Source organism: Kibdelosporangium persicum, assembly GCF_013280595.1.
GTDB classification, from domain to species: domain Bacteria; phylum Actinomycetota; class Actinomycetes; order Mycobacteriales; family Pseudonocardiaceae; genus Kibdelosporangium; species Kibdelosporangium persicum.
In genome coordinates this window covers 1-18,868 of sequence record NZ_JAAATY010000037.1, presented here as the reverse complement: position 1 = coordinate 18,868, position 18,868 = coordinate 1, and the positions used below count along the sequence as shown (strand labels likewise).

General features: G+C 68.1%; 2 protein-coding genes. Both read right to left on the bottom strand.

From position 1 onward, the window contains the following. Window positions 1-14: 14 nt before the first annotated feature. Window positions 15-15,563: a non-ribosomal peptide synthetase gene (locus tag GC106_RS40235; RefSeq protein ID WP_173141441.1), complete on the bottom strand. Its 15,549-nt coding sequence runs from the start codon at window positions 15,561-15,563 to the stop codon at window positions 15-17. Beyond that, complete coding sequence (locus tag GC106_RS40230; protein ID WP_312873266.1) at window positions 15,560-18,850, bottom strand: non-ribosomal peptide synthetase; 3,291 nt, start codon at window positions 18,848-18,850, stop codon at window positions 15,560-15,562. The genes GC106_RS40235 and GC106_RS40230 overlap by 4 nt, the downstream gene beginning before the upstream one ends. Between the last annotated feature and the right edge of the window lie 18 nt (window positions 18,851-18,868).

The following is an 18,868-nucleotide window of genomic DNA, read 5'->3' as shown; positions in this document are numbered from 1 at the left end:
GCTGCACTGGACTCTCACTCCCCGGCCGGTGCGGCACCGGCCGCCCGGTCGATCTCGGCGGACAGGATGGGACCGATCTCGGCGAGGGTCTCCGTCCGCATCAGGTCGGTGTGCGCGCCGGAAACCGGGAACACCCGGAGCTCTCCGGCCACACAGGACTTCCAGCGGCCGGCGGCGGCCGGTCCGCCCGCCGCGTCCGCGGCGGTGATCACCACGGCGTCGCACGTGACCATCCCGTGCTCGGCGTAGGCGCCGATGTAGTTGTTGTGCAAGGTGTTCGCGACCAGAACCCGCACCTCGTCCTCGGTCAGACCGGCGAGTGCGGTGTTGTGCTCCCGCAACAGGTCCACGACCGTCTCGTGCGTCAACGGCCCGTCCGTGTGCTCGATGTCGAACAGCGCGAGCATGCCCTGGTACATCAAATTCATGTCCTCATCGGACAGTTCGCGGTCGAGTTCGGGCCGCTCGCCCGGATCGGGCGGGTAGGCGTCCAGCAGGGCCAGCAATGCGATCCGCTCGCCTCGGCGCTCCAGCTCACCAGCCATGGCCTGGGCCAGTTGGCCACCGAAGGACCAGCCGAGCAGGTAGTACGGGCCGTGCGGCTGGATCTCGACGATCCGGTCGACGTATTCGCGTGCCAGGACAGCGACCGATTCCGGCCGATCGCCGGTCATACCGGGTGACTGCAGGCCGTACACAGGGATGTCCGCGTCGATGTGCGGCAGCAACGACGCGTACGGCCAGCTCATGCCAGACGCCGGGGGCATGCAGAACAGCGGTGGCCGATTGCCCGTCGACCGCAACGGCAGCAGGGCGTCCATCGCTTCGCGCTTGTCGCCCACGCCGAGCCGCTGCGCGAGTTCAGCCACGGTCGGCGACTCGAACACCGCTCGTACCGGCAATTCGTGTCCGAGCACGGCCTTGATCCGGGTCACGAGCCGGGCGGCAAGCAGCGAATGCCCGCCCAGCTCGAAGAAGCCCTGATCGACCGCGACCCCCGGCAGGCCGAGGACTTCGGCGAACAACGACACGAGCATTTCCTCGTGGGGCGTGACCGGGGCTCTGCCGGTGACCGTGGCCGTAGGCGGAGCGGGCAGTGCGGCCCGGTCGGTTTTGCCGTTCGGCGTAACCGGAATCTGCTCGACCGCGACGACGACCGACGGCACAAGGTAGTCCGGCAACCGCTCGGCCAGCCACATCCGTAGCGTGTCAGGCACCTCACCGCCGTTACCCGGCACGACGTACGCCACAAGGCGGGCGTCACCTGGCCGGTCCTCGCGTACGACGACCACCGCCTGCCCGACGGCCGGATGGCTCACCAGCGTGGTCTCCACCTCCGCGGGCTCGATCCGGAAACCTCGGAGTTTGACCTGTTCATCCACCCTGCCAACGAAGTCCAGCCGGCCGTCGGCGGTCCTGCGGACGACGTCGCCTGTGCGGTACATCCGGCTGCCGGGCGGCCCAAAAGGATCAGCGGGAAAGCGGCCGGCGGTAAGCCCGGGACGGTCTCGGTATCCCCGCGCGACCTGCGGACCGGCGAGATACAACTCGCCGGTGACCTTCGGCGGCACGGGCTGCAGCCGATCGTTGAGCACCCTGATGCCCATGCCTGCCAGCGCAGTGCCGATCGACGGCTCGGCAACGGAGTCGTCGACGGTGCACGACGTGGCCCAGACCGTCGTCTCCGTGGGCCCGTAGACGTTCGTCACCGAGGCGGCTCTCGCCACCAGGTCCGCGGCGACTGAGCCGGGCAGCGCCTCTCCCCCGACCAGCACACGGAGGTCACTGAAGTCCGCAGCCCAATCCGCGAGCAGTTCACGCCACAGCGTCGGTGTCGCCTGCGCGACCGTAACCCCGCCTTGCCTGATCACCTCCAGCACAGCGGCGGGATCACCTGCCGCCTGCCCCGGTACCATGACCACCCGCGCTCCGTTCACCAACGGGAAGAACAGTTCCAGCGCGGCGATGTCGAAGCTGACTGTGGTGACGGCGAGTACCCGGTCAGCGGGCGACAGCCGGACGATTCCGTCCATCGCACCGAGGAAGACATCCAGGCTGTGGCGCGTGATCTGCACACCCTTGGGCCGTCCAGTCGAGCCCGAAGTGTGGATCACGTACGCCAGATTGTCCGGTCCCGCGTCGCTCTCGGGCACGCCGGCCGGTAGCTCTGTCAAGTCCAAGCGCCGCAGGAGGTTCTCGTCGAGCGTCAGCACAGGCCTGACGTCCGCCACGATCTGCGCCCGCCGCAGTTCCGGCTGCCCGGGGTCGAGCGGCAGGTACGCCGCACCCGATTTCAGCACCGCGAGCAATGCGACGACGAGGTCTTCCGAACGTGGCAGGGACACCGCCACCACGCTCTCAGGCCGAGCGCCCTGCGTGACGAGCCAGCGTGCGAGCTGGTTCGTCACCCTGTCGAGCTGGCCGTAGGTCATTCGCTTGCCCGCGCAGTCGACCGCGGTGGCGCGAGGACTGCGCTGGACCTGCTCGGCGAAGCGACCAAGCAGACTGGCCGAAGTTGCGGGGCGGGCCGATGACGTGACCGTCAGGCTGTCCCGTTCCGCCGGACTCAGGATCTGCATGGTGCTCAACCGCGCGTCCGGATCGGCCAGCACGGCACGCAGCAATCGGGTCCACTGCTCGATCAGTTGCCGGACTGTCCCGGCATCGAACAGGTCGCTCGCGTATTCGACGTACACCGCGATCCCCCGGGCCGCGCCCGAGGCGTCCGTGGACTCGGACAGGTGCACGGACAAGTCAACCCGTGCGGTGCCCGCCTCGACCGGCTGCGCGCTGATGTCCACGTCAGACAGCTGGACGTCGGCGACGGGGGTGTTCTGTACGGCCAACATCACCTGGAACAACGGGTGATGCGACATCGATCGCGTCGGGTTGAGAGCTTCCACCAGGTACTCGAACGGCACGTCCTGGTTGGCGTAGGCGGCGAGACTGTGTTCACGCACCTGGCTGAGCAGGTCGGCGAACGTCGGGTCGCCACTCGTGTCGGTCCGCAACACCAGTGTGTTGACGAAGAACCCGACCAGCTCGTCGAGGGCCTCGTCGGTACGGCCCGCGACCGGCACGCCGACAGGGATGTCGTGACCAGCGCCAAGTTTGGTCAGCAACGCGGCAAGACTGGCCTGCATCACCATGAAGACCGTCGCGCCTGACCGCCTCGCCAACTCGGCCAGGTCCGCGTGCACGTCCGCGTCGAACGACGCCTCGACCATTCCACCACGATGGGAGGCCACAGCCGGACGAGGCCGGTCTGTGGGCAGATCCAGCCGCTCGGGCAGCCCGGCCAGCCGCTCGGACCAGTACCGCAGCTGTGCACTGACGACACTGTCCGGATCAGACTCTTCGCCGAGCAGGTTCCGTTGCCACACGGTGTAGTCCGCGTACTGGACCGGGAGTGCACGCCACTGCGGTGGTTCACCGGCCGTGCGAGCGCCATACGCGACCGCTAGGTCGTGGGTCAGCCTGCCCATCGACCAGCCGTCACACGCGATGTGGTGGGTCACCACGAGCAGGACGTGCTCGGCCGCGCCAATCTGGAAAAGCCGGGACCGGACCGGGATCTCGTGGTCCAGGTCGAATCCCTGGCCAATGGCCTCGGCCATCGCCTCGGACAGCGTCGCCTCGTCCAGTTCGCTGTGACTCCAGTCGATCTTGACGTCGGCAGGGGCGAGAACGAGCTGCTGAGGGCCCTGCTCGGTGTCCGGGAAGACCGTTCGCAACGTCTCGTGCCGGGCAACGACGTCTGTCAAGGCAGCACGGATGGCCTCCGAATCGATCGGGCCACGCAGGCGCAGCGCGATCGGCACGGCGTAGGTGCCGGACGCCCCTTCCAGTTTGTGCAGGAACCACAAGCGCTGCTGGGCGAACGACAGCGGAAGCACCGCCGGCCGAACCTGCGGCACCAGCGGTGGCCTGGTGACCTGGGTGGCGTGCAGCACGCGAGCCAGTCCGGCGGGAGTCGGTGCTTCGAACAACGACCGAATCGGCAACTCCGCACCGAGCACTGTACGCACCCGGCTGATCAGCCTCGTCGCCAGCAGCGAATGGCCGCCCAGTGCGAAGAAGTCGTCGTCGACCGACACCGAGGGCAGGGCGAGCACCTCAGCGAACAGTCCACAGAGGAGTTCAAGGTCGGGTGTCCGGGCGGCCGTGGACCGGCCACCGGTCGCCGCGACCGGCGGCGCGGGCAGCGCTGATCGGTCGAGCTTTCCGTTGGCGGTCAGCGGGATCTCCCGCACGGGCACCAGCACGGAGGGCACGCTGTAGGCCGGCAGGCGCTCGTCGAGCATGGCCTTGGCTGAGGCCAGCAAGCCCGGAATCCGTCGAGCCGTCGCCGGACTGTTCACCAACGGCCGGGTGGTGTGGCCGGATCGGTACAGCCCGGTGATGACGCCAGTGGTGCCGACTGGCAGCAGGACAGCGTCGAACAAGTCGGGACGGTCGGCCGACCACGTGGTCAGCACCGTCGCGTCCGGCCGGGTGATCGCGGCGGGGTCCACCGCTGCCCCGGGATCGGCACCGAACTCGTCGGCGAGTCTGGCATTGGGTATCCGGGCCACCCGGACCGGGAGGGTGGCCGGAATGTCGTCCAGGTCCACGATGTCCCGGTTCCACACCAGTTCTGTGACGTCGTCCACCGAAAGCACGTCCTGGGGCTGTTTGTGCAGCACCACCTCGTACCTGTGGCGGGTCAGCTCGTTGTGGTAACCGCCTTCCTTCAACCGGATGTCCACTGCGGCGGCGGTGAACGTGGTGAAGAAGTCCGGCGCCACCACGAGTTCCTTCTCGAGCAGCAGTGCCCGGTCCACATCGGACGCCGTGGCCGGCTTGCCGGTGCGGCTGTGCACGACGGCGGCTCGCAACTCCCGCACGGTGTCGGCGTTGCGAACGTCGCCGAGCACCAGTCTTCCTCCTGCTGCCAGCATGTCCATCAGCCGCTCGATGACCAGCGTGAGATACGTCCCGCTGGGGAAGTACTGCACGACAGAGTTCAGCACCACAGTGTCGAAATACCCGGACGGCAGGCCGTCCAGCACGTCCGCGGGCTGACAGCGCAGGACCACCTTGTCACCGAGACCGCGTTCTTCGACATGACGGCGTAGCCCGGTGATCACTTCCTCAGACATGTCCGTGCCCCAGTACGCTTCGCACTCGTAGGCCAGTTGGGAAAGCAGCAGACCTGATCCGACACCGACTTCAAGCACACGGCGTGGGGAGTACTCGCGCACGCGCCGCACCGCCGCGGCACGCCACTCCCGCATCTGCGCCAACGGGATCGGCTCACCGGTGTACGAGTCGTCCCAACCGGAGAAATCCTCGCCGAACGCGTCCGAGGCGAATGTCGATGCGACCGAGTCGTGGACTTCACGCCACTCCGCGAGCTGGTCGGCTTCCGTGTCCGTCAGCGACCGCGTCTCCGGAACGACGTATCCGACCAACCGCCGGTCCCCCGGCTGGTCCTCTCGTACCACCACAACAGCTCGGGCGACACCGGAGTGCGTCCGTAGGACTGCCTCGACCTCGCCCGGCTCCACGCGGAAACCCCGGATCTTGACCTGGTCATCCGCCCGGCCGAGGAATTCCAGCTCGCCTGCCGGGTTCCACCGCACCAAGTCACCAGTGCGGTACATCCGGCCACCGCCCTGTCCCGCGACGAAGCGGCGAGCCGTCAGCCCTGGCCGGTCAAGGTATCCGCGGGCCACTTGCGCCCCGAGGACGTACAGCTCGCCCGGCACGCCACGGGGAACCGGCCGCAGGCGCTCGTCGAGCACCACCAGGGTCGTACCGTCGACGGGTCTGCCCAACGGCACCGTGGACCGGTTCTCGTCGGCGGTGCCGGAAGCGACCTGAACGGTCGTTTCCGTTGGGCCGTAGAGGTTCACGACCGGGCAGCCCCATGCCGACGTGGCGGCGGCGACCACGTCCGGACTCAACTGCTCGCCGCCTGAGTACAGCCGTTTGACGCTGTGTGCCACAGGCGGTTCGGGCAACAAGGCCAGTAAGGACGGCACGAACTGGGCCACAGTGACGCCGTGACGCACCATCAGGTCGACGAGGCGGTACGGGTCGCGCACGTCGTCATCGCCGGCCACACAGACCGCCGCGCCGGACGTCAGCGGGTGCCACATCTCCCAGGTCGCGGCGTCGAACGACGGCGCCGTCCGGAACAGGACAACGTCCGCCGGACCGACTGGGTGCGCGCGCCTGAGCCAAGCGATCTGCGCGGCGACGTTGCCGTGCTGGACGACGACACCCTTCGGTTTCCCGGTAGAGCCGGATGTGTAGATGACGTACGCGGCATGATCGTCCCGGATGGACACACTGGGCACGTCACCCGGACCGGCCTGATCCGCGTCGACCACTCCGGGAACGCACTGCCTCAACGCTTCCGGCAACTCACGGCCCACCAGCAGCACCGGACGCGCATCCTCCAGTGTGGACCGGGTCCGTGCCACGGGCTCGTTGGGGTTCAACGGCAGGTACGCGGCGCCACTGCGCAGCACAGCCAGCAAGGCCACGAGCAGATCCGCTGAACGCGGCAGCAGAACGGCAACCAGGTCATCCGGTCCGACACCGTGTTCGGTCAGCACGCTGCTCAACCGGGCCGACCTGGCATCCAGCTCCCGGTAGGTCAGCTCGACGCCATCGCCGGCCACAGCGATCGCGTCCGGCGTTCGAACGGCCTGCGCGGCGAACAGTGCCGGCACGTCCGCGGGCCGATCCGGCAAGGCCGCGCCACTGCCAATGGTGAGTTCGGCATGTCGTTCGTCGTCGCTCAGCAGGTCGATGTCACCGACTCGCAGATCCGGATCGGCGACGACGGCGCGGAGGAGGCGTTGCCAACGATCGACGAACCGCTGGATCGTCGCCCGGTCGAACAGGTCCGTCGCGAACTCGACGACGCCGCCGAAGCCTTGTGGCGCGCCGGCATCATCGTGCCCCTCGGTGAGCGAGAACAACAGGTCGTAGCGGGAGGTACCCGTACCGACCAGATACGGCCGGACGTCCAGGCCAGGCAGGCCGAACCGGGCCACCGGAACGTTCTGCAACGTCAACGCGACCTGGAACAGCGGGTGGTGTGCCATCGAGCGGCGTGGGTTGAGCACCTCGACCAGGTATTCGAATGGCACGTCCTGGTTGGCGTACGCGGCCAACGCGACCTCCCGCACCCGGCCGAGCAGTTCGGTGAATCCGGGGTCGCCGCTGGTGTCGGCTCGCAGCACCAAGGTGTTGACGAAGAAGCCGACCAGGTCGTCGAGCGCCTCGTCGGTGCGCCCGGCGATTCCGCTGCCGAGCGGGATGTCCGTGCCCGCGCCGAGCCTGGTCAACAGCGCCGCCATCGCCGCCTGCAACGTCATGAAGACCGTCGCACCGCTTCTCCTGGCCAGCTCGGCGAGGCCCCGGTGCAGGTCGGCGTCGAACGTGAACGCGAGGTGGTCGCCACGGTACGACGCGATCGCCGGGCGCGGCCGGTCGGAGGGCAGATCGAGCCGCTCCGGAATCCCGGCCAGCTGATCGGTCCAGTAGGCAACCTGCTCGGCGAACCGGCTCTCCGGATCGTCCTCGTCACCGAGCAGCTTTTGTTGCCACAAGGTGTAGTCCGCGTACTGCACCGGTAAAGGACGCCACGACGGGGCGTGCCCTTCGCGGCGTGCGGAGTACGCGGTGACGATGTCGTTGGCCATCGGTCCCATCGACCAGCCGTCACCGGCGATGTGGTGCAGCAGCACCAACAACACAGCGCCGCCGGACTCACATTCGAACAGCGACGCCCGCATCGGCGGTTCTGTGGCCAGGTCGAACGGAACACGGACTGCGTCAGCGAGCCTGTCGTCCAGTTCGGCATCGCCGACCTGAACGACCTCCCAGCCGACACGGGCCTGGCCGACCGGCAGGACAAGCTGCCGGGCTTCGCCGTCGACCTCAGGGAACACCGTGCGGAGTGATTCGTGCCTCGCCGCGACGTCCTGCAACGCCGCACACAACGCGTCGCGATCGACCTCACCGGCCAGCCGGAGCGCCATGGGCATCGTGTACGTGGGTGACGGGCCTTCGAGCCGGTACAGGAACCACAGTCGGCGCTGGGCGAACGACAGCGGGACGGTCTCCGGGCGTTCGCCTGCCACGAGCGCCGGGCGCGCTGGTTTCGTGTCGCTGATGTGCTCGGCCATCGCCGCCGGGGTGCCGCGTTCGAACACACGACGGATCGGCACCTCGATGCCCGTCACCGCACGGATCCTGCTCACCAGTCTGGTGGCGAGCAGGGAATGCCCGCCCAACGCGAAGAAGTCGTCGTCGACACCGACTCGTGGTATGCCGAGCACCTCGGCGAACAGCCCGCACAGCACCCGTTCGGTGTCCGTCGTCGGCTCACGGCCGGTGGCCAGCAGCCCGAAGTCCGGTCGCGGCAACGCCTTCCGGTCGAGCTTTCCGTTGGTGGTCAGCGGAAGCTGGTCGAGTACGACAAACGCGGCGGGCACCATGTAGTCCGGCAGCCACGACCGGAGCCTGGTACGCAGGACGTCGTTGAACTCCTTGAGCCTGCGTGTCCGAGCGGGACTGTTGACGTATGTGCCCACAGGCCGCACGTCCGACCGCTCGTACAAGGCGACCGGCACGGAGTCGTCCGGCAGGAAAGCGACGTCGAACGAGTCCTCGTGAGTGTCCGACCAAGTCGTCACAGCCCGCACACCGTGGACACCGGCCAGGTCGTGCAGGTCTTCGGGATCAACACCGGCATCACCCGCGGCCAGCGACTCCACCACCCGCCGGATGCCGGCGCCCGCGCGCAACTCCCGCAGCGCCGCGATCTCGCCGAGCACACGCCGGTTGGGCACCCACGTGACCACGACACCGTCCGGATGCGCCGCCACGACGACGGCGAAATCCAAGTCCGGCTGCCACTCCAGCCGCGGCAGATCGGCCACCGACGTGATCTGCCCTGTCGTCAGCACGACCTCATAGCGGTACCGGGACAGTTCGTTGGCGAACCGGCCGCGCTTGAGCCGGATGTCGACGCCGGTGATCCGTTCCGTCTTGTCCGCGAAGGCGCCGAAGAACCCTGGGTCGACGAGCAGTTCCTCCTCGGCGGCGACCTTCTGCTCGATCGTCGCGCGCACCTCGCCCGCGCTGACGCCTCCAGTAATGCCCTCGGTGACGCCGTGACACACCACTCCGGCCTGGAGTGCCCGCAGCAGCCGCAGATTCCTGACGTCGCCCAGGTACACCGATCCGCCCGGCGCCAGCAGACCGAGTGCCTTCGTCAGCACTTCACCCAGGTAGTGGGCGTGTGGGAAGTACTGCACCACGGAGTTGATCACGATCACGTCGAAGTAGCCGCGCGGCAGGCCCGTGTCGTCGTCCGCCTCCTGCACGCGCAGCCGGACCGTTTCCGAGAGCGTGGGATCGGCCGCCACCCGGGCACTCAGGTCAGCGATCGCCGACGAGGAGAAGTCCGTTCCCCAGTAGCTCTCGCACCCAGCGGCGAGCCGGGACAGCAGCAGGCCGTTCCCGACACCGATCTCCAAGATCCGGCGCGGGCGCAGTGACCGGATCCGCTCGACCGCGGCCGCACGCCAGGCGAGCATGTCCTCGATCGGCAGGAAGGATCCGTCATAGCTGCTGCGCCAGACCGAGAAGCCTTCCCAGAAGGCGTCGTCGGCGATCTGGTCCCGGTAGAGGGCGTCGTAGAGCTGCTGCCACGAGTCGACTTGGCGGTGCTCCTCCTGTTCGTCTCGGCCAGCGGCCCATTCCTGGTCCGGCACGACATATCCGACCAGCTTGCGGTCGCCGCCATCGGCCCGTACCAGCGCGGTCGCCTCCCGGACGCCCGGCTGGCGCGACAACGCGGCCTCGATCTCGCCCAGTTCGATCCGGAAACCACGGACCTTGACCTGGTCGTCCACCCGGCCGACGAAGTCCAGCCCGCCGCCGGGCAGCCACCGCACCAGGTCGCCCGTCCGGTACATCCGGCCGCCCGGCGCCTCGAAGGGACTGGCCACGAACCGGCCGGCGGTCATGCCCGGACGTCTGAGGTATCCGCGTCCCAGGCCGGTTCCCCCGATGTACAGCTCACCGGTGACACCTGGCGGGACTGGCCGCAGCCGTTCGTCCACCACGTACATCCGCACTCCGGGAATCTGCGTGCCGACGGACGGCGGCCGGTCGTCGGCGACGACCGGGCAGAGAGTGCTCCACACAGTGGTTTCGGTGGGGCCGTACAGGTTGACCACTTCCCGGCCCACATCCCGCATCCGCCCGGCCAGGTCGGCCGACAGTGCCTCGCCGCCGACCAGCAGACACACATCCCGCAGCCCATCCGGGGCGTTGGCCAACATGGTGCGGTACAACGAAGGCGTCGCCTGGAAAACCGTGACCCGATGCTCGGCCAGCAATTCCGAGAGGGCAACGGGGTTCTTCACCGTCTCGGTCGGCACAACGACGACACTCGCCCCATGCAGCAGCGGGAGGTGGACGTCGACCGCGACGATGTCGAACGCGATGGTGGCCGCGGCGGCGATCCGATCCTCCGGCCCCATCGGGAACCGCTCACCGAAGCCGGCCAGGAAGTTGGTGAACCCGGCATACGTGATCAGCACGCCCTTCGGCATGCCGGTCGACCCGGACGTGTAGATGATGTACACCGCGTGCCGCGGATCGATCGGCGCCTTGCGGTCCGCATCGGTCACGTCCGCCGGATTCTGGCCGTCCAGCCGCTGTTCGGTGTCCCGCGTGCCGAGGACAATCTGGACAGCGGACGTTTCCGGCAGCTTGGCCTGCCCGTCCTCTGTGGTCACGATCGCGGCTGGTTCGGCATCGCTGAGCAGGAACGCCAGCCGATCGCTGGGGTGGCTCAGATCCATCGGCAGGTAGGTCGCACCTGCCTTCATGACCGCCAACATGGTCACAGCCATGTCCTGTGTCCGGGGAACGGCCAGGGCGACAACGTCGTCGGCCCCGATGCCGTGCGCCAGCAGCAAGCGCGCCAACCGGTTCGCGCGTTCGTTGAGTTCGCGATAGGTCGTCGTTCGCTGGTCGAAAATCACCGCGGGCGCCTCGGGTGTCCGGGCGGCCTGCTGTTCGAACTGTTCATGCGGCCACGGCCCGATTTCTGCGCGGGTGCGGCTGTTGCGCCCGGTGATCAGCTCTGCCCGCTCCTCGGGGGCGAGGAAGTTGACCGAGCCGATCGCGATCTCTGGGGCATCCGCGACGCGACGCAGAAAGCGGTGGTACCACTCACCGATGTTCCGGACGGTGTCCGCGTCGAACAGATCCGTGGCGTACTCGAGGACCACCAACAGCCCGCCTGAGTGTCCGGTGTCCTGTCCGGTGACGGACTCGTCCATCACAGTCACGAACAGGTCGAACTTCGCCGTGCGAGCCTGCATCGGGTACAGCGACACGTCGAGTCCGTCGAGCCGCATGGCCGGTGGTTCGACGTTCTGCAGCGCGAACATCACCTGGAACAGGGCGTTGCCGCTGAGTGTGCGTGCCGGGTTGATGGCCTCGACGAGGTACTCGAACGGCAGGTCCTGGTTGGCGTACGCGTCGAGATCAGCGGTGCGGACCCGGCGCAGCAGGTCAGTGAAGGCAGGGTCACCGGCGGTGTCGGTGCGCAGCACAAGGGTGTTGACGAAGAACCCGACCAGGTCGTGCACCGCTTCGTCGGTACGACCGGCGATCGGCGTGCCCAGTGCGATGTCGGTGCCTGCGCCGAGCCTGGTCAGCAGTGCCGAGAACGCCGCCTGCAGCACCATGAACAATGTGCTGTGCTGGTCCGCGGCCAACGCGCGGAGTGCCTGGTGTAGCTCCGCGTCGATCGGGACCGCCACGGAGTCGCCACGGTAGCTCGCGGTCGAAGGACGTGGCCGGTCGGTCGGCAGGTCGATCTGCGCGGGCACGCTGTCCAGAGCCGCTTTCCAGTACGCCAGTTGCTGGGCCGCCAGACTGTCCGCGTCGTCGACCTCGCCGAGAAGATCGTGCTGCCAGAGTGCGTAGTCGGCGTACTGCACTGGCAGCGGTTGCAGTTCCGGTTCGGCGTTGGCACGCCTCGCGCGGTACGCCGTGCTGAGGTCACGCATCAGCGGCGCAAGAGACGAACCGTCTCCCGCGATGTGGTGCAGCAGTACGACGAGCACGTGCAAGTCCGGTTCGTCGGTGGAGAACAGCCACGCCCGCACCGGAGGCTCGTTGATCAGGTCGAACCGGTGGTCGAGGACTGCCTGCACCGCGGCGGCCAGGTCCGTCCGCGCCACCGTGACTTCGTCGAGGCTGAACGCGGCTTCTTCGACGGTCAGAATCCTCTGGTACGGCTCGCCGTCCCGGTCGGGGAACACCGTCCGGAGGCTCTCGTGCCTGCCGACGACGTCGGTGAGCGCGGCGGCCAGCGCGTCCCGGTCCAACGACCCGCACAGTTCGAGCGCGAGCGGGCTGTTGTACGTCGGTGACGGACCTTCGAGCTTGGTGAGGAACCACAGCCTCCGCTGGGCGAACGACAACGGGATCATCTCAGGCCTCGGTGAGGCCACCAGCCGGGTACGTCCGGCACCGCCCGCGTGCAGGTGACGGGCCAGCCCGGCCGCTGTCGGGCCCTCGAACAACGCGCGGATCGGCAGTTCCACCCCGGTCACCGCCCGCACCCGGCTGGTCAGCCTGGTCGCCAGCAGCGAATGGCCGCCCAGGGCGAAGAAGTCGTCGTCGGCGCCGACTCCGGTGACCCCGAGCACCTCACCGAAGAGCGTGCAGAGGATTTCTTCTTGCGGCGTGGCCGGCGCGCGGCCCGTACCCGCCGTGCGGACCGGAACGGGCAGGGCCGCGCGGTCCAGTTTTCCGTTGGTGTTCAGGGGAATCTCGTCGAGCACGACCACGTCGGTGGGCACGAGGTGGTCGGGTACGCGCTGCTTGGCCAGGCGCCGTAGGTCGGCCGGGTCGACCGGGCCGGTGACGTAGGCGACCAGACGGCGATCGCCGGGGCGGTCCTCGCGGACGACGACGACCGCCTGTGTCACGCCGGGCAGCGAGGCGAGCACTGCCTCGACCTCGCCCGGCTCCACGCGGAAGCCCCGGATCTTGACCTGGTCGTCGGCACGACCGGCGAATTCCAGTTCGCCACCGGGACGACGGCGGACCAGGTCGCCGGTGCGGTACATCCGCGAGCCGGGCGGTCCGGACGGGTCCGCGACGAACCGTTGAGCGGTCAGCCCGGGCCTGCCGAGGTAGCCCCGGGCGATTCCCGGCCCGGCCAGGTACAGCTCGCTTTTCGCACCAGGTGGTGCCGGCCGCAACCACGCGTCCAGGGCGTGTGCCCGGGCGTTCGCGATCGGAGTGCCGATGGGCACGGGCCAGCCACCGCCGGGCTCGCCGATCGTCGCGCACACGGTCGTTTCGGTCGGGCCGTAGGCGTTGAACAGCCGCCTGCCGGGCGTCCATCGGTCGACCAGGGCCTGGGACGCGGTCTCGCCGCCCATCACCACGGTCATCGCCTCCGGCACCGCGTCCACCGGCACAGTGTCCAGTGTGGACACAGGCAGCTGGACGTGCGTGATCCGCTGCGCTGTCAGGACCGCGGCCAGTTCGGCTCCGGCGAGTTGTTCGCGACCGGGTAGCACCAAGGTCGCGCCTGCCGCGAACACGGTGCACAGGTCGGCGAACGAAACGTCGAAGCTCGGTGAGACAGCCTGGAGAATCCGGCTTGCCCGCGTCACACCGAACCGTTCGGCCTGTGTCACGGCGAGGCTGGCGATCCCGGCGTTGGTCACCACCACGCCCTTCGGGCTACCGGTCGAACCCGACGTGTAGATCACGTAGGCGCCGGACGACGGGTCGACTTCGACGGCCGGATCGACGTCCGGGTATCGCGTCCAGTCGTGTGCCTCATCGGACAGCACAAGCTTCGGGCGTGCGTCGGCGATCATGTATCGGATGCGCTCAGCCGGCTGGTCCGGGTCGAGCGGGAGGTAGGCAGCTCCCGCCTTCAGCACCGCCAGAGTCGCGATCACCGATTCGAACGACCTGGCCAACTGGATTCCCACCACGTCGTCAGGTCCGACGCCCTGGGCACGCAACCAGTGAGCGATTTGGTTGGCGCGGCGGTTCACCTCGTCGTACGTGAGGGTCGAGTCTCCTTGCGCCAAGGCGACCGCGCCCGGTTCGGCCTGGGCGGCGAACAGCTCCGGCAGTGTGCTCCGGCAGTCCCTCGCGGTGTTGTTCACCGCTGCCAGCGCACGCAGTTCCCGCTCGTCGAGCAAGGCCGGGGCGGAGATCGGCCGGCCTGGGTCGGCAAGGACCGCGGCCAGCAGACGCCGCCACCGGTCGATCAGGGTGCGGACTCCGGTCTCGTCGAACAGATCGGTCGCGTACTCGACCGACCCGGTCAGGCCGCCAGGGGACTCCGCCAGGTTGATCGCGAGGTCCACCCGCGCGGTACCCGTGGCCAGTGATTCGGCCGTGACGCGCACACCGGGCAGTTCGGCAGACCTGGCCGGCAGGTTCTGCATCGCCAGCGTCATCTGGAACAGCGGGTGGTGCGCCATCGACCTGGCGGGGTTCAGCACCTCCACGAGGTGCTCGAACGGCACGTCCTGGTGCTGGAAGGCGTCGAGGCTGGTCCCCCGCACGCGGTCGACCAGCTCACGGAAAGACGGATCACCAGACGTGTCCGTCCTGATGACAAGCGTGTTGACGAAGAACCCGACGAGATCGTGCAGGGCCTCGTCGGTGCGGCCCGCGACCGGTGCGCCGAGGACGACGTCCGTGCCCGCCCCGAGCCGGGTGAGCAGGGCCGCCATACCCGCTTGGAGGACCATGAACATCGTCGCGCCGCGTTCCCGGGCGAGCGTGGCGATTCTGCCATGGAGGTCGGTGCCGAACTCGAAGGACAGGGTGGCGCCCCGGTGTGACGCCACCGCGGGCCGTGGCCGGTCCGTGGGAATGTCCAGGATGGCGGGAACACCAGCGAGCTGGCTCGTCCAGTAACGGACCTGCTCGGTGTACAGACTGTCCGGATCGGACTCGGAACCGAGCAGATCCCGTTGCCACAGCGTGTAGTCGGCGTACTGAACGGGCAACGGTGCCCAATCGGGTGCCTTGCCCGCGCACCGTGCCTGGTAGGCCGTGAAGAGATCGGCCGACAGCGGGCCGAGCGACCAGCCGTCCCCCGCGATGTGGTGCAGCAGCAGGAGCAGGACGTGGTCCTCGGCACCAGTCCGGAACAACGTCGCCCTGACCGGGATCTCGTCGGTCAGTTCGAATCCGTGCCTCGCGGCGGCCTCGGTGGCCTGCTGAAGACCAGCCTCGTCCACCGTGATCAGTGACCAGTCGGGTTGGGTGCCCGGCGGCAGGATGTGTTGGCGCGGCTCACCATCCACCTCGGGGAACACCGTCCGAAGTGACTCGTGCCGGTCGACGACGTCCGTCAGTGCCGTGCGCAACGCGTCCTCGTCGATCGGGCCGGACAGCCGCAGCGCCAACGGCATGTTGTAACCGGCCGATGCGCCTTCGAGGCGGTACAGGAACCACAGCCTGCGTTGGGCGAACGACAGCGGGATCATCGGGCCTCCTCCGGCCTCTTGCGTGGACGAAGCGCCGGGCGTTGCCGGGCAGGCCCGATGAGACGGCCGGCCATCCCGGCGGCCGTCGGTGCGGCGAACAGCGACTGGATGGACAGTTCCTTGCCCAGCACCGTCCTGATCCGGCTGATCATCGTGGTGGCCAGCAGCGAGTGGCCGCCCAGGACGAAGAAGTCGTCGTCGGCGCCGACCTGCTGCACGCCGAGCACCTCGGCCATCAGTCCGCGGAGGATCTTCTCCTCCTCGGTGCGCGGGGCACGGCCGCCGCCGGAACCGGCGACCCGGGCGGCCGGAAGGGCGTTCCGGTCGATCTTCCCGCTGGGAGTCAACGGGAACGCCGCGATCGCCTGGATCGAGGCCGGGATCAGGTGTTCGGGAAGCCGGTCGGCCAGGAAGTCCCGCAGCGTGCCGGTGACGTGCGCGATCCTCCGGGCACGCGCGGGATTGTTGAGGACCGGCGCCTCGCTCTCGTCGCGGTACACCCCGTCGAACACAACGCCGCCCGGTGGGATGAGAACGACGTCGAACAGGTCAGCCTGCTTCGCGTTCCAGGTTGTCAGGACGGTCAAGCCGCGCGATTCACCCCACGTGACGACGTCTTCGGGATCGACCGCGGAGTCCGGCACCCGCCGCCGCTCCCCCGCCAACCTCGCATTCAGCAGACCAGAGACGCGGACCGGACTGTCCACCTCGGACGGCAGGTCGGCGAACGCCGACACGTCACCTCCCCAGATCAGCTCGGGCACATCGGCGAGTCCGACGAGGTCGTCCGGTTGTTTGTGCAGGACCACTTCGTAGCGATGACGGGTGAGCTCGTTGTGGTGTCCACCGCGCTTCAACCTGATGTCCACCGCGGCTCGATCGCGATAGGCCGTGAAGAATCCCGGCGGGATGACCAGTTCCTTCTCCAACATCACCGCCTGCTCGACCGCGGCGGGAAGGTCCGGCGTGGACTGCCCAGCCCGTCGAACGTGGACGGCCGCGCGCAGGGCACGCAGCGTGTCGGCGTTGCGCACGTCGCCGATCACGATCCGGCCACCCGGGACGAGCAGTTCCAGTGCCTGGTCCACGACTCGCGTGAAGTAGGTCTCGTCGGGGAAGTACTGCACCACGGAGTTCAGCACGATGGTGTCGAAGAAACCGGCCGGGAGCCCGTCAAAGTCGTCGGCGGCTTGGTGCCGCAGCACGACCCGGTCGCCCAGTCCTGCTGCACGTACCTGGGTGGACAGCCGGTCGATCAGCGGCGCGGAGAAGTCCGTTCCCCAGTACTGCTCGCACTTCGCGGCGACTTCGGCCAGCAGCAGCCCGGAACCGACGCCGATCTCCAGCACCTTGCGGGGCCGCTGCGCCAGGATCAGGTTCACCGCGGCGGCCCTCCACTCCCGCATCTCCTCGAGCGGGATCGGGTCCCCCGTGTAGGTACTGTTCCAGCCGGTGAAGTCCTCGCCGAGAGCGTGCTCGGCCTCCCGTGTGTAGACCGAGTCGTAGGTATCGCGCCAGTCCTCGACGGCTTCGGCGGTGTCACCCGCCGAGTCGTCCGCCGGGATCACGTAGCCGACCAGTCGCGGATCGCCGGGCCGGTGCTCGCGGACCATCACGAAGGCCTGCTCGACCAGTGGGTGTGCACGCAGCGCGGACTCGACCTCGCCCGGCTCGATCCGGAATCCTCGCAGCTTGACCTGATCGTCCACCCGGCCAAGGAACTCCAACTGCCCGTCAGCGTTCCACCGCACCAGATCACCCGTGCGATACAACCGCGAGCCCCCCGAACCGAACGGATTCGCCACGAACCGGCCCGCCGTCAGACCCGCACGCCGCAAATAACCACGGGCCAGTGAGTTTCCGGCCACGTAGAGCTCACCAGGTGTGCCTGGTGGGACAAGGCCCATCCGGTCGTCCAGGACGTACACCGCACTATTGGCGATGGGCGAACCGATGGGTGCCGTGTCTCCGGTCAACGGACCGCTCATGGTGGCGCAGACCGTCGTCTCCGTCGGACCGTAAGCGTTGATCAACCGGCGTCCCTCAGCCCACACCTTGGCCAGGTCGACCGGCAACATTTCACCAGCAACCACAACGGTCGACAGATCCGGCAGTTCGCCGACCGGCAGCGTGGCCAGTACCGACGGTGGCACCGTCATGTGGGAGACCGCATTCGTGGAAAGCGTCCGGGACAACGGTTCGCCACTGAGCTGCTCGTTCTCGGCCACGACGAGTGTGGCGCCGGACGCCAATGCCATCACCAGTTCCCACACCGAAGCGTCGAAACTCGGCGACGCGAACTGGAGCACCCGGCTGTCAGGCCCCACTTCCAAACGGTCCCGATGCGACACGGCCAGGCCGGCGAAACCGCGGTGTGACACCACAACACCCTTGGGCACACCCGAAGAACCGGACGTGTAGATCACGTACGCGGCCTGGTCCGGCTGGATGACCACGTCCAGTGTGTCGGCCGGACACTGCGCGAGATCGGCCGGCAGCCTGTCGAGTACGAGCACCGGCTGGGCGTCCTCGACCATGAAAGCCAGCCGCTCATCCGGATACGCCGGATCCAACGGCAAAAACGCACCACCAGCCTTCACCACACCCAACACAGCCACAACCACATCAACCGAACGCGACAACCGAAGCCCCACCACCGACTCAGCCACCACACCACGCCCACGCAACCACCACGCCAGACGATTCGACCGCACATCCAACTCCGCATAGGTCAGCTGAGCACCATCGGCCGCGATGGCCACGGCAGCCGGGCTCCTACGTACGTGTGGCTCGATCAAGCTGAGCAAGGAGACCGGTGGAATGGTCTCTGCCGGGTGGTTCCAGCCGGTCGTCAGCAGGTCGCGTTCCGGGGTGCTGATCAGCGCGACAGCTCCGACGGGTGTAGTGGGATCGGCCAGCACGGCGGTGAGCAGCCTGGTCCACCTCTCGGTCAGTGCCTCGATGGTCGCCTCGTCGAACAGGTCCGTCGCGTACTCGACGAACGCGTCTAGGCCCTCGGGCTTTCCCGCGGCGTCAAACCGTTCGGTCAACGAGAAGAAGAGGTCGAACCGGGCCGTGCCGGTCTCGGCCGTCACGGGGCTGATGTCGAGGCCGGGCAGTCCGACGTCGGACGCCGGTGCGTTCTGCAGCACCATTCCCACCTGGAACAACGGATGATACGCAGCCGACCGCTCCGGATTCACCACCTCGACCAAATGCTCGAACGGCACATCCTGATTCGCGAACGCACCAAGACTCCGCTCCCGCACCCGCCCGACAACATCCACGAACGACGGATCACCAGA

Bases quoted from the DNA above. Each gene is read 5' to 3' on its own strand.
- GC106_RS40235 (WP_173141441.1), bottom strand. From the start codon at position 15,563: ATGATCCCGCTGTCGTTCGCCCAACGCAGGCTGTGGTTCCTGTACCGC.